At 46.4% G+C, this 21,536-nt stretch carries 23 protein-coding genes; 21 read left to right on the top strand and 2 right to left on the bottom strand.

Annotation, left to right across the window (positions count from 1 at the left end; all coding sequences use genetic code 11):
- Positions 1–68 precede the first annotated feature (68 nt).
- The 6 genes from MHB46_RS09500 to MHB46_RS09475 all read left to right on the top strand — a co-directional run bounded on the left by MHB46_RS09500 (position 69) and on the right by MHB46_RS09475 (position 4,965).
- A complete protein-coding gene (locus MHB46_RS09500) occupies positions 69–410 on the top strand; it encodes an iron-sulfur cluster biosynthesis family protein (protein ID WP_069291208.1) in 342 nt (113 codons plus the stop codon).
- A 209-nt stretch (positions 411–619) separates the two neighbouring features.
- A complete protein-coding gene (locus MHB46_RS09495; protein WP_341162172.1) occupies positions 620–1,177 on the top strand; it encodes an SLOG family protein in 558 nt (185 codons plus the stop codon).
- A 157-nt stretch (positions 1,178–1,334) separates the two neighbouring features.
- On the top strand, positions 1,335–3,200 hold the full coding sequence (locus MHB46_RS09490) for a rhamnogalacturonan lyase (protein ID WP_445667588.1): 1,866 nt from the start codon (positions 1,335–1,337) through the stop codon (positions 3,198–3,200).
- A 175-nt stretch (positions 3,201–3,375) separates the two neighbouring features.
- Positions 3,376–3,609 carry a hypothetical protein gene (locus tag MHB46_RS09485; RefSeq protein ID WP_341162171.1) on the top strand — a complete coding sequence of 78 codons (234 nt, stop codon included), beginning with the start codon at positions 3,376–3,378 and terminating at the stop codon, positions 3,607–3,609.
- Positions 3,610–3,720: 111 nt separating this feature from the next.
- Positions 3,721–4,629: a DL-endopeptidase inhibitor IseA family protein gene (locus tag MHB46_RS09480; protein ID WP_341163716.1), complete on the top strand. Its 909-nt coding sequence runs from the start codon at positions 3,721–3,723 to the stop codon at positions 4,627–4,629.
- A gap of 90 nt (positions 4,630–4,719) precedes the next feature.
- Positions 4,720–4,965 carry an HPr family phosphocarrier protein gene (locus MHB46_RS09475; RefSeq protein WP_023987189.1) on the top strand — a complete coding sequence of 82 codons (246 nt, stop codon included), beginning with the start codon at positions 4,720–4,722 and terminating at the stop codon, positions 4,963–4,965.
- A gap of 76 nt (positions 4,966–5,041) precedes the next feature.
- Here MHB46_RS09475 and MHB46_RS09470 read toward each other — a convergent pair whose 3' ends face one another.
- Both MHB46_RS09470 and MHB46_RS09465 read right to left on the bottom strand, forming a co-directional pair.
- Entirely contained in the window at positions 5,042–5,830 is a 789-nt protein-coding gene (locus MHB46_RS09470) for a formate/nitrite transporter family protein (RefSeq protein ID WP_039272492.1), read from the bottom strand.
- A gap of 89 nt (positions 5,831–5,919) precedes the next feature.
- Positions 5,920–6,702, bottom strand: coding sequence for a Cof-type HAD-IIB family hydrolase (locus MHB46_RS09465; RefSeq protein ID WP_165179406.1), 783 nt, complete (start codon positions 6,700–6,702; stop codon positions 5,920–5,922).
- A 198-nt stretch (positions 6,703–6,900) separates the two neighbouring features.
- Between MHB46_RS09465 and MHB46_RS09460 the strand changes: the two genes are divergently transcribed.
- From MHB46_RS09460 to MHB46_RS09390, 15 genes are all read left to right on the top strand, one after another.
- Positions 6,901–7,932, top strand: a complete 1,032-nt coding sequence (locus MHB46_RS09460) for a WXG100 family type VII secretion target (protein ID WP_341162170.1) — start codon at positions 6,901–6,903, stop codon at positions 7,930–7,932.
- Positions 7,933–8,360: 428 nt separating this feature from the next.
- Positions 8,361–8,807 (top strand): tellurite resistance TerB family protein, encoded by a 447-nt coding sequence (locus MHB46_RS09455; protein ID WP_013308968.1) that lies wholly within the window; start codon positions 8,361–8,363, stop codon positions 8,805–8,807.
- A gap of 28 nt (positions 8,808–8,835) precedes the next feature.
- A complete protein-coding gene (locus MHB46_RS09450) occupies positions 8,836–9,429 on the top strand; it encodes a TerD family protein (RefSeq protein WP_013308969.1) in 594 nt (197 codons plus the stop codon).
- 46 nt (positions 9,430–9,475) lie between these two features.
- Positions 9,476–10,051, top strand: coding sequence for a TerD family protein (locus tag MHB46_RS09445; RefSeq protein ID WP_341162169.1), 576 nt, complete (start codon positions 9,476–9,478; stop codon positions 10,049–10,051).
- Positions 10,052–10,082: 31 nt separating this feature from the next.
- Entirely contained in the window at positions 10,083–10,664 is a 582-nt protein-coding gene (locus tag MHB46_RS09440) for a TerD family protein (RefSeq protein ID WP_023987194.1), read from the top strand.
- Between the two features lie 102 nt (positions 10,665–10,766).
- A complete protein-coding gene (locus MHB46_RS09435) occupies positions 10,767–12,035 on the top strand; it encodes a TerD family protein (protein WP_272639980.1) in 1,269 nt (422 codons plus the stop codon).
- A 26-nt stretch (positions 12,036–12,061) separates the two neighbouring features.
- Positions 12,062–12,796: a TerC family protein gene (locus MHB46_RS09430; protein ID WP_023987196.1), complete on the top strand. Its 735-nt coding sequence runs from the start codon at positions 12,062–12,064 to the stop codon at positions 12,794–12,796.
- A gap of 167 nt (positions 12,797–12,963) precedes the next feature.
- The gene (locus tag MHB46_RS09425; protein WP_341162168.1) at positions 12,964–14,151 is read left to right on the top strand and encodes an HpcH/HpaI aldolase/citrate lyase family protein; all 1,188 of its coding nucleotides are present in this window, start codon (positions 12,964–12,966) and stop codon (positions 14,149–14,151) included.
- A 52-nt stretch (positions 14,152–14,203) separates the two neighbouring features.
- Positions 14,204–15,550: a phosphoribosyltransferase family protein gene (locus tag MHB46_RS09420; RefSeq protein WP_341163715.1), complete on the top strand. Its 1,347-nt coding sequence runs from the start codon at positions 14,204–14,206 to the stop codon at positions 15,548–15,550.
- Positions 15,547–16,698, top strand: coding sequence for a cysteine protease StiP family protein (locus MHB46_RS09415; protein WP_165179398.1), 1,152 nt, complete (start codon positions 15,547–15,549; stop codon positions 16,696–16,698). Before MHB46_RS09420 ends, MHB46_RS09415 begins: the two co-directional genes overlap by 4 nt.
- Positions 16,695–17,531 (top strand): HAD family hydrolase, encoded by an 837-nt coding sequence (locus tag MHB46_RS09410; protein ID WP_341162167.1) that lies wholly within the window; start codon positions 16,695–16,697, stop codon positions 17,529–17,531. The genes MHB46_RS09415 and MHB46_RS09410 overlap by 4 nt, the downstream gene beginning before the upstream one ends.
- A gap of 17 nt (positions 17,532–17,548) precedes the next feature.
- Positions 17,549–18,580 carry an ATP-grasp domain-containing protein gene (locus MHB46_RS09405; protein WP_341162166.1) on the top strand — a complete coding sequence of 344 codons (1,032 nt, stop codon included), beginning with the start codon at positions 17,549–17,551 and terminating at the stop codon, positions 18,578–18,580.
- A gap of 58 nt (positions 18,581–18,638) precedes the next feature.
- Entirely contained in the window at positions 18,639–19,319 is a 681-nt protein-coding gene (locus MHB46_RS09400; RefSeq protein WP_165179396.1) for a hypothetical protein, read from the top strand.
- Positions 19,320–19,416: 97 nt separating this feature from the next.
- Entirely contained in the window at positions 19,417–20,517 is a 1,101-nt protein-coding gene (locus MHB46_RS09395; RefSeq protein ID WP_039272510.1) for a toxic anion resistance protein, read from the top strand.
- 338 nt (positions 20,518–20,855) lie between these two features.
- The gene (locus MHB46_RS09390; RefSeq protein WP_029517557.1) at positions 20,856–21,401 is read left to right on the top strand and encodes a hypothetical protein; all 546 of its coding nucleotides are present in this window, start codon (positions 20,856–20,858) and stop codon (positions 21,399–21,401) included.
- The last annotated feature ends 135 nt before the right edge of the window (positions 21,402–21,536 follow it).

Raw genomic sequence — 21,536 nt, 5'->3', positions numbered from 1 at the left:
GTTAAAATTTAGTCTTTATGGAGCTGACGGCTCCAAACATCTCATTTATAAAGGAGAGAATTCATCTCATGAGCATACATTTAGAATTGGATTCCTTGTCCGTTGAAAGGCTAGAAATGGCCCTTTCAGGACGACCGGGAATGTTCAAGTTGTTTTATGACACCGAGGATTGCGGATGCAATGGCGTACTTGTCATCTTGGTTGTCACTACGCCGAATGCAACTGATAAAGTAGTTCAGTCTGAGCCTTATTCTTTTTGGGTAGATCGCCAGCAGGAGCAGCAGTTCGATAGCAGAATGCGGCTTGAGGCAGACCCTAGTTACCCGTCATTCAAGCTAAGTAGTGATGCCGGTATATTTAGTAGCAACATTAGAATTAAAGATGTCCGCATAAAATCGTCTGAGGAGTGATATGGAATGAAAAAGGATAATAGCGATGGGTAAACCATCCATTCAGAACTAGCACCAAACTCCAAAAGACGAACCTGATCCAGCTCCATCGGAAGAGGTTCGTCTTTTGCGTTATATTCAATTCGTTCTTCCAAAAAACGAAGTGTTTAGTGGGCTGCTCTGAAGTGGTACAATAACCTTTATGATAATCGGAGAAGGACGTTGAGAAGATGAAAAACTTGCTCGTTTCGGGCTATCGTGCCCATGAGCTGAATATTTTCAGTCAGAAGCACGAAGGCATTCCATATATTAAAAAGGCGATTGCAGGCAGGCTTATTCCCCTGATTGAAGAAGGGCTGGAATGGGTAATTACCCCCGGTCAATACGGGGTGGACTTGTGGGCCTGTGAGGTCGTTACTGCACTAAAACAGCAATATCCCCACCTGAAATGCTCTATTTTGATGGCTTATCAAAATATGGAAGAGAAATGGAAAGAGGACAAAAAGGAATATTTTCAGCAGATTTGTGCCGAAGTTGACTATGTGGGAGTAGTTAGTCGTCAGCCCTATCAGGGAATATGGCAACTCAAGGCACGGGATGAACTCCTTTTCCGCAAAACAGACGGTTTATTGCTTGTTTACGATGAGGATGCCGGAGAGGGCAGCCCACGTTTTATGAAGGAACTTGCATTGAAAAAACAACAGGCAGAGGGCTATCAGTATATCAGCATCAGCTCGGAGGATATCCAGAGCATCGCGGATGAAGAAAGATTATTCATGGACCTCTGATTTTTAAAGCATTAGCCCGGATTTTTGAACAAAAAGGACGTGCTCGTCCCTTTACATTGATGTAAGCGCTATCATAAAATTTAAACAACAATAACTTATCAGTCACATAAAATAAATTTATTGAAAATACAAACCATGAAAGGAGCTAATGATTCAGATGAACAAAAGGTTTCGGTATGCTGCGTTGCTCTGTCTCGGTGTCATGTTGAGTGGAGTGGTCACCCCGATGGATAGCCAGGTCTCTGCTGCCTCTACGAGGCAAATGGAAAAGCTAAACCGTGGAGCCGTCGCTGTTAAGGTGCCTGAGGGTGTACTGGTGAGCTGGCGCTTGCTGGGCACGGAAGCGGATTCGGTCGGCTTTAATTTGTACAGAGGGACAAGCAAGGTGAACGATGCGCCGATTACATCGAGAACCAACTTTTTGGACAAGGCAGGTACGACCTCATCTTGGTATACCGTTCGTGCCGTGGTCAATGGAGCAGAGCAGGCCGCTTCCCCTGCGGTGAAGGTATGGAACAACAACTATCTGGATGTTCCGATCCAGCAGCCCGCGGGAGGCACAACCCCGGATAATGTTAACTACACGTACCACGCCAATGATGCTAGCGTAGGGGATCTCGATGGAGATGGCGAGTATGAGATTGTGTTAAAATGGGACCCTTCCAATGCCAAGGATAATTCGCAATCCGGTTATACGGGAAATGTATTTTTGGATGGCTACGAGCTGGATGGAACACGCAAATGGCGGATCGACCTGGGACGGAACATACGGGCTGGAGCCCACTACACACAATTTCTCGTCTACGATTTTGATGGAGATGGTAAAGCAGAGATCGTATGTAAAACAGCAGACGGCACGGTAGATGGTACAGGTGTGAAGATTGGGGACGCTTCGGCTGATCATCGAAACACGAGTGGATATATTTTAAAAGGTCCCGAGTTTCTAACTGTGTTCTCAGGTGATACAGGCAAGGCTCTTAGTACGATCGACTATGTGCCACCGCGCGGAACGGTATCGAGCTGGGGAGATAATTATGGTAACCGTGTAGACCGTTTTCTCGCCGGGGTTGCTTATCTGGATGGCGTGAGACCCAGCATTGTGATGGCACGTGGTTATTACACCCGCACCGTTCTGGTCGCATATGATTGGCGGAACGGCAACCTGAGCCGACGCTGGACCTTTGACAGCAACAGCTCCACCAATGCTGGAACGGCTGGACAGGGGAACCACAGTTTGAGCGTGGCGGATGTGGATGGAGATGATAAGGATGAGATCGTGTATGGCTCGCTGGTTGTAGACGATAACGGAGCGAAGCTGGCTAACACGGGGATGGGACATGGAGATGCACTTCATGTTGGCGATCTGGACCCCGACCGTTCAGGTTATGAAGTGTTCAAGGTGAACGAGGACAAAAATGCCACCTATGGAGCTGCCATGTACGACCCGCGTAATGGAAATATTTTATGGGGCGTAAATACAGGCAAGGATACTGGAAGAGGCATGTCGGCAGACATTGACCCGCGGACCAAAGGGAACGAGCAGTGGGCACCGGGTATTGGTTTGCGTTCAGCTAAGGGGCAGCTCATTACCAACACGCTACCGTCTTCCATTAATTTTGGCATCTGGTGGGATGGGGATCTCCTCCGTGAACTGCTGGATCATACCTCATCAAGCGCTGGAAAAATAGACAAGTGGAACTATACGAACTCGACTACTTCCAACTTGCTTACGGCAACAGGAACGAGTTCCAATAACGGAACCAAAGGAACGCCGTCCTTGCAGGCCGATCTCTTCGGTGACTGGCGTGAGGAAGTCATTTGGCGCAAAAGTGATAATTCGGCGCTGCGTATCTACACAACACCATACGAGTCAGAACATCGATTCTACACGCTTATGCATGATCCAGTGTATCGCCTGAGTGTTGTTTGGCAGAACGTAGCTTATAATCAGCCGCCGCACACCGGATTTTATCTGGGAGAAGGGATGTCCAAGCCCCAGCAGCCGAATATATATACTCCTTGATATGTCGTTCGGTAGTGGTCTGAAAGCAGGTAGAATGAACAAAAACAGAGAGGGCTCCAAGCTAATAGGAGCTCTTTTTGTCATGACAGCCCACAAGATAATGTATGATTTTCATAAAAATGGGAACATTAGTTCTTATTGGTGGAACATATGTATGAAAAAGGAGGCGGAATCTGTGAGTTCTTTAACGACTGAAGGCATGATCGAGCTCGTAACTAATGTCGGATTCCCTGCTGCATTAAGTCTGATTCTGTTAAAATACATTCTCGTCACTTTGAGTCGCAGATTGGAGGAGCTGGACCGATCTGTTAAGCAGCTGTCGCTATCCTTGGAAGAGATGGAGGCAAAGCAGTTGAAACAGTCAGAACAACCGTCCTCGGCAAATACGGACAAACTTCGTGCAGAATGAACAAAAAAAGGCAAATAGAAACAATTTAGCAACCCAATCGAGAAGCGAAATTCTTATAATAGAAACGTGTGCAGTTTATGCAGACATATGATTATGGAGGTGTATATGAGTATGAAATTAAATACGAAGCTATCCGCACTATGCATTGCGGCCACACTTATGAGCGTGGCACAGGCCGCCGCAGCCGCGCCCGCTGTGACCGCTCCAGCGGAAGCGACACAACCGAGCGTGGCCAGTCCGTCCGCATCCGCCCCGGCTCAGGTGCCAGCACCAGCAGCGTCTGCGTCGGCTACGACGCCAGCCCCGGCGCAAGCGCCGTCGGTTCCAGCCGCCTCGACCCCGGCCGCAGCCGCAGGTTCTGCCAAAGCCGCTACACCCGCAGCTCCATCTGCACCAGTACAGCGTCCATCTACACCAGTAGCTCCGTCTGCACCAGCACAGCGTCCATCTACATCGGTAGCGCCAGCGGCTGCTCCGTCCGTACCGTCGACTGTGAAGCCGTCTAAGCCGCAACAGCCGTCCACTTCGGCGCCAGCAGCCGCGGCTTCCAGCGTGAAACCGACGCAGCTGGACAAGCTGAATCACGAGAGTGCGGTTCCGCTTGTGCTGGAGGCGCAGTCTCGTTATCAGTATGCGATCAGTGGTGGCAGCCCGGTGGGTGAGTCGTTCCAGTTGAACGGTAAAAGCTACCGCTATCTGTCCGAGGATATCGGCACGAAGACCAAGCTGATCAGCTATCTGACGCAGGCCTACACAAAGCAGGCCAGTGAGCAATTTGTCGGTAAATTTTTCGTTGAAGTTAACGGCAGACTAGCTCAGTTGAACGCAGATGGTGGCAATTTGCTAGAGTTCAACCGGGCTACGGCGAAAATGGTGACCATGACTCCGGTGAAGCGCAGCTATCTGCTGACCGTGCCTTATCCGGCAGAAACCAAGCAGGCGAATGAGAAAATCACCGTGAATTTTGAAAAGGTCGGCAGCTACTGGAAAATCAGCTCCGCGCCGCATGTCATTTTCTAAATTAAGATTTTGCAACAAGCTTCATATGGGGTAAAGTGATGTTAAGGCTTGTTTCATAAGCCCCAATTCAATGCAGGGGAGTGCTGTGCAATGATGACACCCATCAAGGTAAAAGACGTTAAGGATATTGAAAAAATCAATCAAATCGTTTCGAATTATACCTATGATATCTGGATTCATGGCAAAAGCGGCATGGCAGATGCCAAATCCATTTTAGGCATGTATGTGCTGAAGCTGGATGAACCGCTAACTCTGGTTGTACCTGACAATGTTAATCCCAAGAAGCTGTTCAAGGAGTTGGAGGAATTTATCCATTTTCCTGCTCAAGAAGGATAAGAGGCAAGAAAGCACCTGCTCTATTACTAAAATAACGCAAAGAAGCCGTGGAACCTAAGTCCCACGGCTTCTTTTTTTAGTGTTCTTCCTCGTCCAAAAACGGGAGATTCACCGAATAGTACATAACCCCCATAAGCAGCACGCCGCCAACCAGATTTCCGAGCGTGACCGGAACGAGATTATGGATCACACCAGCGACAGAAACCGTACCCGGATGATCCAGCACGAGCGCAATGGCGAAAGTACACATATTAGCCACACTATGCTCATATCCCGAAATGAAAAAGCAGAATACAAACAGCATCATGGCAAACATCTTTGCGCCATTTTCCTTCATAAACATTGGAACAAAAAAGGCAAGACAGACCAGCCAATTACACAAAATAGCTCGGAAGAATAGCTGCATTGCAGGCGCTTCCATTTTATGCTCAACCACGCTCAGTAGAAAGCTGTTCACGCTGGAGGAGTCAAACAGCCCGGTCAAGTAAATAAGGAGTGCAAATACCCCTGCACCCAGCAAATTACCGCCATAGCTAGCAGCCCATAATCGAAGCACCTGCCCCCAGCGCAGCTTTTTACGGAGCGCAGCATAAGTGTAATAGAAGGTGTTACCTGTAAACAAATCCCCGCCGCCGTAAGCGATTAGAATGATGGCCGCTCCGAATGTGAGCGCCGCCATGGGATAAGTGAATGGAGAATGCTCCATGTAAAAAAAGTTGCCCGTCTTGAAGGCTACAATAACGCCGAACCCGATGAACATACTCGCCAGCATGGAACGTGCCAAATACCGGAGTAGGCTCTGCTTGTAAATTTTGTACTTCTTCATGGCTAGCTGTTCGACATTGCGTAAGCCTTCCGTCTCCATATTTAAGGACAACCTCCTATTTTCTCATATGTAAGTCTTTAAACAGACTTTATTTTTCCCGAAACATGTCCAGTCTATCAGCAATCCTGTTAGCTTAACAAACCAAGTTTTTGCAGTCCGTACAAAATACCGTCTTCATCTGCGCGTTTTGTGACCATTTTAGCTGCGGCTTTGGCTTCATCACAGCCGTTGCCCATCGCGACGCTGTTATGTATAGCTGTCAGCATCTCCACATCATTTAAGCCATCGCCAAAGGCGTATTGATTTTCATCGGCAATGCCCAGTCTGGACGTAATTTCGCGGATGCCCTTCGCTTTGGAGCCAGAATGAGGGACAACGTCCACAGAACTCGGATGCCAGCGCACAAAGTCAAACGCCTTGAATACCGCTTCATAGAAAGGCTCTTCTTCTGCTGTACACATCAACAGCGTCTGATAAATATCTCTTCCTTGGAAATAGAGTGGATCGTATCCAACTGAAATCTTGGCCTTAAGCGTTTGGACCGATCTCTCCACAAGCTCATCGTTAGGGATATTGGCCTTCATATCCATATGATCCATATATACGAGAGCATGATTATGTGTGAGAGCCAGATCGGTCATCGCTTGCAACGCTTCTCTGTTCAGCGGATTGGTAGCGACCACTTCCCCGCGAAGCACGACATATTGCCCATTAAAGCTAACGTAGGAATCAATTTCTAACTGCTCGCGAATATCTTTGAACATAAAAGGCGCACGGCCTGTTGCGATGGCCACCTCATGTCCCAGATCTTTCAAAGCAAAGACGGCCTTTTCTGCCGTTAACGGCATTTTCTTGTCATCGTCCAGTAACGTACCGTCGATATCAAAAAAGATAATTTTTTTGTCTGACATGTCCATACACCTGACTTTCAATAATGTATTGTCGAAATGAACTCATATGGATTCATTATATCAAAGGAACTGCTTCTGAATACACAAATACGTATAAATCCTCATGAATGTCCGACCTCTATAGCTTACAATATGAAATAAGGATTACTGTAAAATATAATTTCTATCTCCTATTTTCTTAGATGGGATGTGATCACCATGACAAAAATCCAAGTCACACCGGAGCAGCTGGACAACGTGGCCTCCCAATTTGCCAATGCCCACGGCACACTGTATAACCAGTTAAACGGCCTGGATAGCACAATGAACCGCCTTCACAGCCAGTGGGATGGTATGGAGAGAAATCGTTTTTATAATGACTATCGTACGGCTAAATATACACTTTCTTCGGTATTAAATAAGGTTCAATCCATTGAAATTGAACTGAAAAGCATCGCTTCGAAGTTTAGAAATGCGGATGGTGAAAGCACACGTGGCTTCTGGACAGCCCTAGCAGCGGCAATGAACGCTAGCGCAGCGCTGGCAGGCAGTGGAGAGGCTGGAGATCATGGTGGAGAAATTGCCAAGCAGCCAAAAAACATAGACGAATGGGATCAGGCAGACGCGGATAAATATCATCAATATGAGGAACTACTGAAAAACGCCGAGGCCGTCGGCGACAAGCAGGTTATGCAGAAAATTCACGATCAGATGAATGTCCTGCAGCTGCAATATGAAGACTCGGTTACCCGTACAGATTACAATACAGGAGAGACCTCTAAGATCACATCCGATTCCCTTGTCGCTGTCACCGAACTGACAGGTAAAGACGGAAGCAAGACGGATATATCTATAGATAAAAAAGGGAATGTTGTGAGTTACGAGCAAAATACGGATAAATACGATTACTGGGTCCAAAAGCATACCCAATCCGCCGGAGAGCACGCTCTAGGTAAAACGGCCCAGACCGTCACCGGATATGGAATAGGTCTTATTTTGTCGCGCGGGGCTGGTGTTAGTGGAGCAGGTTCGGGCATCGGTTCTGGCGCAACCTCCGGTTGGGGGGAACACGTCGTCGGCATTGGTGGCGGCATGCTCAGTGACAAAGTACTTTTCTCTGTACCCGATGAGGGCGAAACCCGTACCATGATCTACCGAACGAATAAAGAAACGGGACATATTGAAAATATGGTCGTTGTCACCAAAGGTGAGAATGAAATGGAGTATCGCTATTGGGAGGATTATAACTAGGTCTTGAGCTGTGAACGATAATAACGTGAATAGGAGTATCTATAAAATCTACAGTCTTTTTTCTGGAACAGGTGAGCGGCAGTTGGAAACTGTAAACTCGCTAGCTGGAGAAGTCTGTAGATTTTTTTGTTTACCAATTTTTTCGGAGTTGGTGAGAGGCACAGTGCTTCTGTTAAATTGGAAGGCTGTGCCTTACTATCAACTCTACCATTTCACAGACTTGCAATTGGGGTACCAAATGATGGATGATGGAGGAGAGAGTTTTATGTAGAAAATAGGGCTAAAGATAGAGAGGATACCAATAATAAATAGATCGGATTTACCGTATTTTTGTATATTATTGTAGAAAAAGATCGTAATTCAGGTTATAGTAAAGGAAGAAATTAACTAGGATGCCTTTACCCAAATACGTAATTGTGGAGGGAAACATGAGTACATTTAAAAATTGGTTGAATACAACTAAAAAAGGACTTGGAGACCAAGTTAAGAAGTTTAAGAATAAAGATTTTATGGAAGCTGTTGTTGCAGGCTGTGCATTAGTAGCATTTGCTGACGGTACGATTAGTCCGGAAGAGAAAACAAAAATGGCCGGATACATAAATATCAGTGAAGAATTGAAAGTGTTTGATATGGGTGAGGTCATCAACCGTTTCAATCACTATGTAGCGAACTTTGAATTTTCACCTCAAATCGGTAAACAGGAAGCACTGAAGGCGATTGGTAAATTGAATGGCAAGCCTGAAGTAGGCCGACTCGTCGTTGGCGTATGTAGCGCTATTGGCGCAGCTGATGGTGACTTTGATGCCAATGAGCAGCGAATTGTGGCTGAGATTTGCGGCGCGCTTGGTTTGAATCCGTCTGAATTTAGTCTGTAAATTTTACGGAAGGGAGGTGTGTTAATCAGTGGCTGTAATTAATCTGGTCAAGGGCCAGAAAATTGATTTGACCAAGGGAAACACAGGACTAACCAAGGTTATAGCAGGATTGGGATGGGACCCTGTACAGTCCAAAGGATTTTTTGGCTTCAAGAAGCAACCCAATATTGATTGTGATGCTTCTGCCATTTTGCTGGACGCCAACGGAAAACTGACTCAGTCAGATAACGTAGTGTGTTTCCACAATAAAAAAAGTCCATGCGGCTCTGTCGTGCATTCCGGTGATAATCTGACCGGACAAGGCGACGGTGATGATGAACAAATTGCGATTGACCTGGCACGTATTCCTGCCAATGTCGACAAAGTGCTTGTTGTTGTGAATATATATGATTGCGTAAACCGGAAACAGGATTTCGGCATGATCGAAAAGGCGTATATCCGCATTCTGGATGGTGCTAATTCCAAGGAACTGGTGACGTTTAATTTATCTGATAATTATGAGGGGCTGACCGCACTGGTCTGTGGAGAACTCTATCGTCATAACAACGAATGGAAGTTTGCTGCAATCGGTGAAGGAACCCATGCCGTACATATTGATGTGCTGGCTCAGCGTTATATGTAATTTTAGTTGCTCATACAAAACTTAATGTGAAAAGGGGTTCTTACTCATGGCAATTAACTTATCCAAAGGTCAAAAAATTGATTTGACGAAAACAAATCCAGGTTTGTCCAAAATCACGGTTGGTCTCGGTTGGGACACAAACAAATATGATGGTGGTAAAGATTTTGACCTGGACGTATCCGTATTTTTGGCTAATGCGGAAGGTAAAGTAGAATCCGATAAGAACTTTGTCTTTTTTAATAATCCACAAAATGAGAACGGTTCTGTCGTTCATACAGGGGATAACCGCACAGGTGATGGCGACGGAGATGACGAGCAGATTAAAATTGATCTGGGCAACGTGCCTGCTAACGTAGAAAAGATCGCTTTTACCATTACAATCTATGAAGCACAAGAACGCAGCCAAAACTTTGGACAAGTGTCCCGTGCTTACGCTCGTATCGTAAACGAAGCAAACAATGAAGAATTGGTCCGCTTTGATCTGGGAGAAGATTTCTCGATCGAAACAGGCGTTGTTGTAGGCGAACTGTATCGTCATAGCGGTGAGTGGAAGTTCAATGCCATTGGCAGCGGCTACCAAGATGGTCTTGCAGGATTGACGCGCGATTACGGTTTGGCGTAAAAAATCTATACAAAGAAAGCAGGTATGCGGTATGACCATTAGTCTTTCCAAAGGACAACGTATTGATCTGACCAAAACGAATCCCGGCTTGACTCGTGTCGTTGTAGGTCTTGGATGGGATACGAATAAATACAGTGGTGGCGCAGACTTTGACCTGGATGCTTCGGCTTTCCTACTTTATGAAGACGGTAAAGCCAAAGCAGCGGATGATTTTGTATTTTACAACAACCCGACAGGCGGAGCAGGATCGGTTACTCATACGGGCGATAACCGCACAGGTGAGGGCGATGGGGATGACGAGCAAATCATCGTTGATTTCTCGAAGATTCCTGCGAACATCCACCGTATCGGGATCACGGTTACCATTTATGATTACGAGGCTCGCGCGCAAAACTTTGGTCAAGTGTCCAATGCTTTTGTACGTGTGGTAGATGCGGCAACAGATCGTGAAGTGCTGCGCTACGATTTGGGAGAAGATTTCTCCACCGAAACGGCCGTCGTATTCTGTGAATTTTACCGTCAGAATGCGGACTGGAAATTCCAGGCTATCGGTAGTGGCTTTGCTGGTGGATTGGGTGCGCTTGCTAAAAACTATGGCTTGGACGCTCAATAATATCCACTTGGGGTGGTGTCCATAGGGCGCTACCCTTTCTTTTTAAGCTATTACATTAGCGTACGCTGACACATGACAAACCGACAGAAAGGTGACACAATCATGGCTGTTATCGTAGTAAAGGGACAGAAGGCGGATTTGACGAAAACAAATCCGGGCCTGACCCATGTCAACGTAGGGATTGGCTGGGAGTCCCCAGCATCTCTGGAGCTGGATACTTCGGCATTTTTGCTGGGTTCTGGAGGAAAAGTATCGGGCGATGAGGACTTAATTTTTTATAACAATCCGACCACGCCCTTTATCACCTATTCAGACGGACAACAGTCCGGTGATAAAAAGCAATTTGCCCTTGATCTGACGAGAATTCCTGCAAATATCGAGAAGATTGCGTTTACGCTGACGATTTATGATGCGGATCAGAAACGGCAAAATTTTGGACAGGTTCAAGGTGGGTTCATTCGTTTTGCTCATCCGGTTAGCGGAGAGGTTTTGCGGTTTAATTTGGACAGTGGATTTACAGTGGAAACGGCGATTGTCATTGGTGAACTGTATCGTCATAACGGGGAATGGAAATTCAACGCGATTGGCGCAGGTTTTTCCGGTGGATTGGATGCGTTGTGCGTTAATTTTGGGATTGAAGTGGAAAATAATCCGGCTCCTCCCACGCCAGTGCCTACACCTCCGTCTCCAGCGCCTCGACCAGCACCAACGCCGCCACCAGTACCACCTGCTCCGAAGCCAGAGCCATCTGCAACACCGGTGAATCTGAATCTGCGGAAAATTGAGCTGAAGAAGAAGGGCGATACCATCAACCTGAAAAAAGGCTCAGGCGGATTGGGTGAAATCCTGATCAATCTGAACTGGAATCAGGTGCAGCAAAGCAAGGGCTTTTTCAATCGCGGTTCCAAGGGTGTCGATCTGGATCTGGGCTGCTTGTATGAGATGAAGAACGGAGATAAAGGCGTTGTGCAGGCGCTCGGGGAAGTTTTCGGTTCTCTAAATCGCTTCCCGTACATTGCTCTGGATGGCGACGACCGTACAGGCTCTGTGAAAACAGGGGAAAATCTTCGCATTAATGGTGCTAAAATTTCTGAAATTAAGCGAATTTTGGTGTTTACCTTCATCTATGAAGGAGTCACGAACTGGTCACAAGCGGACGGGGTAGTCACGCTGTACCAGAAGGATGGGCCGGACATTATCGTTCACATGAATGAACATGACAATCGCAAAGGGATGTGTGCAATTGCCATGATTCAAAATGTAAACGATGAAACGTTCAGCATTGAAAGACTCGTGCAGTTTTATGGCGGTCATCGTGAGTTGGATCGGGCATATAACTGGGGCATGCGCTGGTCGCAGGGTAGCAAATAAATTGAATTATCGGAGGCACTCTTTTCATGTTGAATGATTTGTTTAAAAATATCAGCGAAAACTACGGCCATTTCTTTTCATGGAGTGATGTTGTAGCTACGCTTACTGATCCAGTGAGTTGGGGGATTATAGGAACTCTCATTTTGCTGGAAGGACTTTTATCGGCGGATAACGCCTTGGTTCTCGCAGTTATGGTTAAACACTTACCTAAGGAACAACAGAAGAGAGCCTTATTTTACGGGATTTTGGGTGCGTATATATTCAGGTTCCTGGCTATCGGTTTGGGTACATTCCTGATTAAGTTCACCCTGATTAAGGTACTGGGTGCGGCTTATCTGCTCTATATCGCTTATAAGGGCTTATTCAAGTCCGAAGGTGATGGAGAAGTGAAGAACAAACCTACTTCTTTTTGGAAAACCGTATTAATGGTCGAACTGATGGATATTGCCTTCAGTATTGACAGCGTCATTGCCGCTTTCGGTGTGAGCGAGAAAGTATGGGTTCTGTTCCTGGGTGGTATTCTCGGCGTTCTGATGATGCGTGGTGTTGCTCAAGTGTTCCTCAAGCTCATTGATAAATTTCCGGAACTGGAACAGACAGCCTTTATTATGATCGCCATTATCGGGGGTAAAATGCTGGCTGCTGCTTTTGGCTTTCATATGTCGCAGGTTTTATTCTTCGGCATTTTGATTGCTGTCTTTGTAGGCACAATGGTTATCAGCTCGGCGAAAAGAAAGAAAAAGGCCGACAAAGAGGCTTAATGTACAAAGTATAGCGAAATCCCTCCTGAAACTAAGGGGGGATTTCTTTTATACCCGAAGCACAGGGCTTCAGTCAGGCAAGAAAGAGCAAGAGGAGGGGAAGGGCCCTGAAATATTTTAATGATTTAACCTCTGAGGAAGTAGAAGCGATCTTTTATACTCCACCGTTGGAGTTTCATAACCGTTCTCCCAAAAGTATATTGGCTTATGCGATAGGAGCGGCTTTGTACATGCCAGCGACCCGCTCGGAAGTAGCAGAAGAGATCAAAAATGGAAAACATGAAGGACTAACAACGGTCATTCTGGATCTGGAGGATGCTATAGGGGATCAGCAGGTCGGTCAGGCAGAACAATCGCTGGCACAGCAGCTGCTTCAACTATTGTCCTATGTACGGACGGGGATGATGAGTGAACAGCAATTACCTTTGTTATTTGTGCGTGTGCGCTCTGTGGAGCAGTTGGAACGACTGCTGAACGGTTTGGGAGAATCTTTGTCGCTGCTCACGGGCTTTGTCTTACCCAAGTTCTCTTCGGATAATGGACGGGCATATTTTGCACTCATTTCCGAATATAACCGGAGTATGCACACAGGGGCAGGAAACGAAAGCAACATGCCTGTGCTGTACGGATTACCGATTCTTGAAAGCTCCAAAATTATTTATCGGGAAACCCGCTGGAAAGAGCTACTGTCGATTAAAGAAATTTTAGACGAGTACCAGGAATATGTGCTCAATGTACGAATTGGGGCAACCGATTTCTCCAGTCTATATGGCTTGAGACGCAGCCCGGATATTACGATTTATGAAATTGCCGTCATTCGGGATTGCATCGCAGATATTATTAACTTGTTTGGACGCGTGGGCTCAAATTATGTCATTTCCGGTCCTGTATGGGAATATTTCTCTCACCGAGAACGTGTCTTTAAACCTCAATTAAGAGTGTCTCCTTTCGAAGATGCACTTGGAAAGCCGGGACGACACTTGCGGATGGACTTCATCTCAGATGCCGTAGACGGACTGATTCGAGAAGTCATGATGGACAAAGAGAATGGGATTATTGGCAAAACGATTATTCATCCCTCCCATATTAAACCGGTACAGGCCATGTATGCGGTGACACATGAAGAGTATATGGATGCACTTGAAATTGTTGAGCGTAACGACGGTAGTCTGGGTGTATTCAAAAGTACCTATGCCAACAAAATGAATGAAATTAAGCCGCATTTGAATTGGGCTCATCGTATTATCAATAGATCAAAAGTATACGGGGTGTTACATGAACAACAACATTTTGTCAGTCTCTTACCCAACCACGAAAACACATGTGCTGCCAATTCTGGAGCAGTTCAGCGTTAAAATTACGGAGACACATAATCCATTCCGCCTTCCTGTGGACAAGCTGTTTGCGATGGCGGCACGGGTCAATAAAAAGCGTTCGTTTTTATTTGTCAGCAAGGTGCTGGGCAAGCATATTCCGGTAAACCCATACACCTCTCTGCTCAGTGGTGCGGCGCTGGCGATTCTACTATATAAGGAGCTTGTCCCACAAGCGGGACAACAGATGGATGAACTGATAGGAGAGGCCGTGAGAGGACTTCTTGACCCGGACTATGCGAAAGAGGCCTACCGAAAGTTGATGGATGAACGTTTAGCTTTTGCTTTTACAGAGCCGATCAAGTTTGTTGGTTTTGCCGAGACGGCTACAGCACTGGGACACAGCATGTATCGGTTGTTTGACGACGGAGCCTCGTATATTCATACGACGCGCGAGGATATCCCGGGCCTTCGGCCTATTATTCGGTTTGAAGAAGAGCATTCGCACGCTGTTGATCATCGTTGCTATGCACTGGATGAAGATGCCTTTGCAGGAGATGGCCCGATTGTGCTGGTAGATGATGAAATTACAACGGGAAAAACAACGCTTAATATCATACGGGATATTCAGGAGCATTTTCCGCGTAAACAGTATGTGATTGCTTCGTTATTGGATTGGCGGACAGACAGCGACGAGCAGGCTTTCACCGACCTGGAGGCAGAGCTAGGCATTACGATTACGCCTTTAAGCTTGCTCAAAGGAAAGATTGAGGTACAGGGTGTACCGATCCTAGATCACGCAGCATATGCCGGACAGGCTGGGCACTCAGAACATGCAGCCACTAGCATGGCAGAGGTTAATAAAGACGCTTCTGGAATAATTGACCACCGTTTTGAAAAGGATACTTCCGGTTTTGAGCGGATAGTACACAGTTCCATGTCAACAGACGGGTATGCCAATACAGCTCCTTATCTAAAATATACAGGCCGTTTTGGTCTACAATCCGCTGACAATTCAGCCTTGGATGCAGAAATCACGCGTACAGCTGAACGACTGAACCAACTTCGTTCTGGGCAACGCACGCTGGTTATGGGCACGGGGGAATTCATGTACATTCCAATGCGGATTGCAGCAGAGTTAGGCCCGGATGTATATTTTCAATCGACGACACGCAGCCCGGTGTATCCCCACCGAGAAGAAGGGTATGGCGTCGCTTGTGGTGTGACATATCCTTCGCCTGAGGACAGTACGGTACGCAATTTTATTTATAATGTAGACCCCGGTCAGTATGACGAAATATTCGTTTTGATGGAAAGGGAGTCAGACCCAGGGCGGATGAAACCCATGCAGGAAGCTTTGACCCGTCTGGGCTGCGATAAAGTGCATGTCGTTTATTTTAACGGTTTAGCTAGACAGGAGAGTAAAGGAGCGCGGATATGAAGCAAGCACTTATGGAGCAAATACAGCAGAAGAACATTCATCCGCCCGAACCGCTGGGCAGTTATCCTGCCTCGGATGTCACTTTTTTATTGAAGGATTTGAGCCGGGTTACGTTGGAAAAAGGGACGGAGGATCGTGAAGAGGCGATTCAGTCGGGAGTCCATTATTCAGAAATGCTGCCAGTAGAATACGAGCCGACAGCAGAGTATATTGCATTGTTTCACGAAACGCTTGCCCAATCTGCCAAAAAGGTTGCATTAGCGGCAGCTTCTGTGGCTGAGATGATTGTGAGAAAAAGAGGCCTGAACACGGCGATTGTTTCTCTTGCCAGAGCAGGGACGCCCATTGGTATCCTGATCAAGCGTTATATTGACTGGAAGTATGGCGTATCTTTGCCGCATTACAGTATTTCTATTATTCGTGGCAAAGGCATTGACCGGAATGCGATTTTATACATTTTACAGCAGCATGGGCTGGGGATTGAACTTCAGTTTGTTGATGGCTGGACGGGGAAAGGGGCGATTCGCCAGGTATTGATTGAGGCCTGTCGTGAGATGAACACGGATTACGGGTTGCGTCTAAATGATGATCTGGCGGTGCTGGCCGATCCGGGCAGATGTTCGGAAACCTTTGGTACACGAGAAGATTATTTGATTCCAAGTGCTTGTCTGAATTCGACTGTATCCGGTTTGATGAGTCGGACGGTATTACGCGACGATCTCATAGGCCCGGACGATTTCCATGGGGCCAAATTTTATGAATCTTGGCGGTCAGTGGATCAGTCCAATACGTTTGTGGATACGATATCCGGGTACTTTCAAGACGTGGCTGAAACGGCCATTGCATATGCAGAACAAATGACATTGAACCCGTCTGCGGTGACATGGCAAGGCTTACGGGATATAGAGGCGATTCAGCAGGCATTTGGTATTCGGGATATCAATCTGGTCAAGCCCGGAGTGGGGGAGACGACTCGTGTACTGCTGCGCAGGGTGCCGTGGAAAATTCTGATTGACCGCGAAGATAATCCGAATCTTCAGCATATTATGCTGCTGGCCAAGGACCGTGGAGTGCCTGTAGAGGTATTTGAAGGATTGACTTATTCCTGCTGCGGAATTATCAAGCCGCTCAAGGGGGGACAAGAATGATCTACGCAAGTGATCTGGATCAGACACTGATTTACTCCAAACGTTCGCTTGGCGTACCGCTGGAGTCCCCTGGTCTGTTGCCTGCGGAACAGATAGACGGGGCAACGTGGGCTTTTATTTCTGAACAAGCCCTGCAATTGTTAAAGACACTGCCTGAAGATGTGATGTTTATGCCCGTGACGACTCGGACGATAGAACAGTATAGACGAATCACTGTGTTTCAGACGAAGTTGGTTCCCACATATGCCGTGACGAGTAATGGTGGAAACATTATCGTTGGAGGCGAGGTGGATCGAGAGTGGAATCGGCGTATTCATGAACAAGTACGCCGTGATGGTGCTCATGCGGAAGAAGCACGTCAGGTGTTCGGACAGGTGCTGCATGAAGACTGGGTGGTAAACGAGCGCTTTTGCGATGAGTTATTCTATGCTTTCATGATTGAACGAGATCGTATGCCACTGGAACAGGTGCTGGAGAAGGCGCGAATCATGCATGAAATGGGCTGGGAGGTATCCATTCAAGGTCGTAAGGTGTATTTGGTACCTGCGGCCGTGAATAAACAAGCAGCCGTGGAGCACATCCGCAATCTCACGAATGGAGGGGCAGTGGTTGCGTCCGGTGACTCTTTGCTAGACCGTTGTCTGCTGGACTATGCCGATTATGCGATTGCTCCGCGTCATGGTGAATTGTATCGGGAACAGCTACGGGATAAGCTGGAGGTCAATTACCGTTTTACAGAAGTGTCGGGGGTTTATGCAGCGGACGAAATCATGGCGTATGTTCATGCAATACACCGGAGTGTATTCGCAGCTCAAACTTCATTTTCAGAATAGATAGGGGACGTGGCTCTGTGAAGAAGGTTAAGGTGTATTTTAACCGCTGGTTTTCAGTGGCGTATCATTATATGAATGCTATTCGTAACAATGAGGACGGTATTCCGTTCGAGATCTATGCGACGCACTCAGATCCGCAGCACATGGCGCTACAGGCCAGTGATATAGCTGAAGTAGAGCCTCGCACCAGTGGTGTGGAGTACGCACGGTTTTGCGCTGATTTTTGCAGGCGGCACGGAATTGATGTCTTTATCCCACGGTGGAATATGCTCGATATTAGCAAGCATCTTTATTTATTTGATGATATTGGGACAAAAGTGATGGTATGCCAAGATACCGAACTGCTGGAGCAACTGATGGAAAAGGATCTGTTTTATGAATCCATTCGTCAAAAGGACATTGTCACGATTCCCGACTATGCCATTGCCAGCAATGCCGAGCAGTTTAAACAGGCTTATGAGTCGTTAATAGCACTTGGGCATAAGGTATGCTTCAAGCCATGTAATGCAGAAGGCGGGATGGGCTTTCGTATCATTAACAATGAACGTAATCCGCTGGAGGAGCTGTTCGGCCATGCGCTGAATCATATTTCGTTCGAGGAGGCACATCGCGTATTGTCATCCACAGAATCATTTCCCAATCTGATGGTGATGGAGCTGCTGGAGGGATACGAATACAGTATTGACTGCCTGGCCGACCGGAACGGAAAGCTGCTAGCGGCAGTTCCGCGTAGGAAGGCAGGAGGACGATTACGGCTGCTGGAGCAGCATTCCGAGCTGTTGGAGGTGGCACAGAAGGTCGCTGAGGCGTATCACATTCCGTACAATTATAACATTCAGGTAAAATATAACGGCAAGCATGCCAAGTTGCTAGAGATCAATCCGCGGATGTCCGGAGGACTTCATGTATCATGTTTGTCGGGTATCAATTTTCCTTATCTAGCGGTGAAATCGGCTTTGGGTCATGAGATCGGTTCACTTCATCCGCAATACGACATTTTAGCCAGTCATATCGAGCAACCAATCACCATACGTAAATCCGTACATTGACACACACAAATATTGTTTTCTACAATATGGTAAGGGTTTACGTCAGGAGGTACAAGCTATGACGTCAAAAATGTGGGGTGCCACGATTGCTGTGGTTAGCTACCTGATTGCGCTTTTACTAAGTTTTTGGTTGCCACTGTTTGTGTGTTTGGCGATTCCGATCATTGGTTTGGGAGGATACAGCGCCATCATGGCTGTTCGCCATCCTCGCCCCAATCTGACCGGCTCCGTGATTCCGGTGGTGCAGGAGCAGGTCGGTGAGACACAGCAGCATGAAAAGGAAGCTGCCGTTCGACCGGAGGCTATAACAGGACAAGTACGTCAACCAGTTCAGGTGAGTAGTGAATTTGCTCAGGTGATGGAGTATTTGGAGGTACTGGAGGATATGGTGATCTCCGAGGGACAGAAGGATGCGCTTGATAACGAGATTGTCGAGAAGGCGCTGGCTCTATTTGCACGTTTGCAGCGGGTCATTCCGCTTTTGCATGAACTGAACAACAGTGAAGTGAATCATACGGTTCGGAGATTGATTTTGAAGGATTTGAACGGACTGATTAATCCGTTTCTTCGGCTCAGCGGCGATGCGAAGCGGACCAACCGGAGGACGTTATTAAACGGATTACGGGATGTGGACAGCAAAATATCGGTAATTGTGTCCACGGTGGAGCATAAGGATCTGCTGGAATTACAGAGCAAAGCGGAGCTTATTCACCAGCGATATAGCAGTTCCGAATTGTAGGCGATTTTTTGAGAAAATAAAAAAGTAGCAGAATAGCTGCTCTGAATAACAACGATTAGACTTGGGTAACAGTTGTTTTCAGAATAGGAGGTAGCGTATGGCGACCCCATGGGCTGAATTGAAAAAAGAAGATGAACAAAAGGTGACTGAGGAGGCTTCACAGCTGATTCAGAAGGTATCACAAAGCGATGTCATGAGCCTGGATACTTTAATGGATGATATCGGTAAGCTGGGGGTTAAAACGCAGGAACGTGCGGGGCAGACCCTTAAAATGCTGGATCGTCCGGTAAACGACCTCATGTCCGGTGATCGGGCTGAGGTATCCAATATGATCTTAAAGCTGCGTGATGAATGCGAAACGCTCCAGCAGAGCAAAAATGTGAGCTTTTTTGGAAAGCTTCTGCGTAAAAGCCCGTTAAAAAACTACATTTACAAGTATCAGTCGGTGAAGACGAACATCGAGAAAATCATTACTGCCTTGAGAGATGGTAAGGATAATCTGGAAGAAAACATCGTCAGCATGAGACAGTTGAAGAAGGCTTCCATTGAAGAAATCTACAATTTACAGACGAAGATTGCCTTTGGTAATCGCTTGAAAGAGCTGTTTGAGACCGAGATTGCCAAGCCGGAAAACGAAAACCGTAAGCCTCATCTGGAGCGGGGATTACGCAAGGTGGTTACTCGTACGCAGTCAATGACAGAAATGATTTTGTTATACAATCAGGCGATTGCAGCAACGGATATTATTAATGATAACAATGATAAACTGATTGATTCTGTAAATAATGCGATTGATAAAACATCGAATCTGATCACTGTATCGGCTATGATCGCGATGGCGCTGGCGGATCAGGATAAAATCATTTCAGCCGTCGATGCGACCAACCGTACGATTGAAGATCAATTCAAGGAAAATGCGAAGCTTCTCAAAACGACGACCGAGAGAACGACAGATTTGCTTAGCAAGCCTTCAATGTCACTGGAGGCTGTGAATCAGGCGATTGGTGATTTGGTATCTGCTTTGGATCTGTCTGAAAAATCAAACCGTCGGATTATTGAAAGCTGCCACGATTATACAAGTAAAATGACAGCAATCAATGCCAACCTTAGCCAACGTCTGGGGATCGAAGGGAAAGAACCATCCAAACCACTGAAGGATAGCAATTCCTCTGAGGGTCTAAGCTCGTTTTTGAACTGATGACAATGTAGAATAATAGATCCAATCTATGAAAAAGACGCCGGGATGACTCCGAAAGGCGTCTTTTTTTGGTTTGGCAGCAGCTAATAAAGGACATGATGAACATACATAGCATTCTCGTGCATAAACTCTTAAAAAGCGAATGACAAAAGGAGAGAGCGAGCGTATGATGTCCTTTATTTTCGGGTGTGTGATTGTCTATTTACTTGTGGCTGCCAGTAGCGAAAAAGCAGATTCAATTGTGGAGTTAAATGATTCTGTGAAATAAATTTTTTTATTGAAAATCATGCATTTTCTGATAGGATAGAGTTAAATATTGGAATCCCAAAGGAGAATGCATGCTGGAATTTTCATTTGAAATCATCGACGAATCGAAAATCAACATTGTATATCAGTATGGAAGCAGTAGCTTCAATTTTAATTTATTTTTTAACTACGGTGTGTGGACGCTGCATCCTTTTGACGGGATTCTGCTGCAGAACAAGGAAATGTGCCGTCTGATTGTTACGGATCTGTTTAAGAACAAAGATTTTCATGTCATGCTGGCGCGCGAAAATATTTTATTATCAACCTTGCGTACCTCTATTGATCTCAATCCCGAAACTCGGGGAGATCGATATCAGGAACAGGAATTTGATGAGCTGTCTGATTTTGCTGAGACACACAGCTTTGAAGAGGTACTGCAAATCGAGCAGGATTCCGTTCGCGAGCGTATGGATTTCTTCCAAAACATCATTCAAAAAATGTATATGGAAGGATTCGGCCCGGAAGACAATGATTTTAACAAGGTACAAGCTATTCTTCGCATTTATAAGGCTGCACATGACCAACTCGGAGAATTGAGCGACTTTCCCCTGAGAGGCGACGAGCGACGCAGATGGTAGATTTGAAACAAAAAAAGAGAGAGTTCCGCAGCAAACGCCTTTGCGAAACTCTCTCTTTTCATTTACACACCTCTAAAACGTATAGAAGCTCTACGGCGGTTGCCAGCGGAGCGGGCAGAATTGTTCTGAAGAAGC

The sequence above is a fragment of the Paenibacillus sp. FSL H7-0703 genome (assembly GCF_038003485.1).
Taxonomy (GTDB): domain Bacteria; phylum Bacillota; class Bacilli; order Paenibacillales; family Paenibacillaceae; genus Paenibacillus; species Paenibacillus polymyxa_B.
This window is presented reverse-complemented; position numbering and strand designations above follow the sequence as displayed.

Excerpts from the sequence above, each read along its gene's own strand:
- MHB46_RS09500 (WP_069291208.1), top strand. The coding sequence starts at position 69 with ATGAGCATACATTTAGAATTGGATTCCTTGTCCGTTGAAAGGCTAGAA.
- MHB46_RS09495 (WP_341162172.1), top strand. The coding sequence starts at position 620 with ATGAAAAACTTGCTCGTTTCGGGCTATCGTGCCCATGAGCTGAATATT.
- MHB46_RS09490 (WP_445667588.1), top strand. The coding sequence starts at position 1,335 with ATGAACAAAAGGTTTCGGTATGCTGCGTTGCTCTGTCTCGGTGTCATG.
- MHB46_RS09480 (WP_341163716.1), top strand. The coding sequence starts at position 3,721 with ATGAAATTAAATACGAAGCTATCCGCACTATGCATTGCGGCCACACTT.
- MHB46_RS09475 (WP_023987189.1), top strand. The coding sequence starts at position 4,720 with ATGATGACACCCATCAAGGTAAAAGACGTTAAGGATATTGAAAAAATC.
- MHB46_RS09470 (WP_039272492.1), bottom strand. The coding sequence starts at position 5,830 with ATGGAGACGGAAGGCTTACGCAATGTCGAACAGCTAGCCATGAAGAAG.
- MHB46_RS09465 (WP_165179406.1), bottom strand. The coding sequence starts at position 6,702 with ATGTCAGACAAAAAAATTATCTTTTTTGATATCGACGGTACGTTACTG.
- MHB46_RS09460 (WP_341162170.1), top strand. The coding sequence starts at position 6,901 with ATGACAAAAATCCAAGTCACACCGGAGCAGCTGGACAACGTGGCCTCC.
- MHB46_RS09455 (WP_013308968.1), top strand. The coding sequence starts at position 8,361 with ATGAGTACATTTAAAAATTGGTTGAATACAACTAAAAAAGGACTTGGA.
- MHB46_RS09445 (WP_341162169.1), top strand. The coding sequence starts at position 9,476 with ATGGCAATTAACTTATCCAAAGGTCAAAAAATTGATTTGACGAAAACA.
- MHB46_RS09440 (WP_023987194.1), top strand. The coding sequence starts at position 10,083 with ATGACCATTAGTCTTTCCAAAGGACAACGTATTGATCTGACCAAAACG.
- MHB46_RS09435 (WP_272639980.1), top strand. The coding sequence starts at position 10,767 with ATGGCTGTTATCGTAGTAAAGGGACAGAAGGCGGATTTGACGAAAACA.
- MHB46_RS09430 (WP_023987196.1), top strand. The coding sequence starts at position 12,062 with ATGTTGAATGATTTGTTTAAAAATATCAGCGAAAACTACGGCCATTTC.
- MHB46_RS09420 (WP_341163715.1), top strand. The coding sequence starts at position 14,204 with ATGGCGGCACGGGTCAATAAAAAGCGTTCGTTTTTATTTGTCAGCAAG.
- MHB46_RS09415 (WP_165179398.1), top strand. The coding sequence starts at position 15,547 with ATGAAGCAAGCACTTATGGAGCAAATACAGCAGAAGAACATTCATCCG.
- MHB46_RS09410 (WP_341162167.1), top strand. The coding sequence starts at position 16,695 with ATGATCTACGCAAGTGATCTGGATCAGACACTGATTTACTCCAAACGT.
- MHB46_RS09400 (WP_165179396.1), top strand. The coding sequence starts at position 18,639 with ATGACGTCAAAAATGTGGGGTGCCACGATTGCTGTGGTTAGCTACCTG.
- MHB46_RS09395 (WP_039272510.1), top strand. The coding sequence starts at position 19,417 with ATGGCGACCCCATGGGCTGAATTGAAAAAAGAAGATGAACAAAAGGTG.
- MHB46_RS09390 (WP_029517557.1), top strand. The coding sequence starts at position 20,856 with ATGCTGGAATTTTCATTTGAAATCATCGACGAATCGAAAATCAACATT.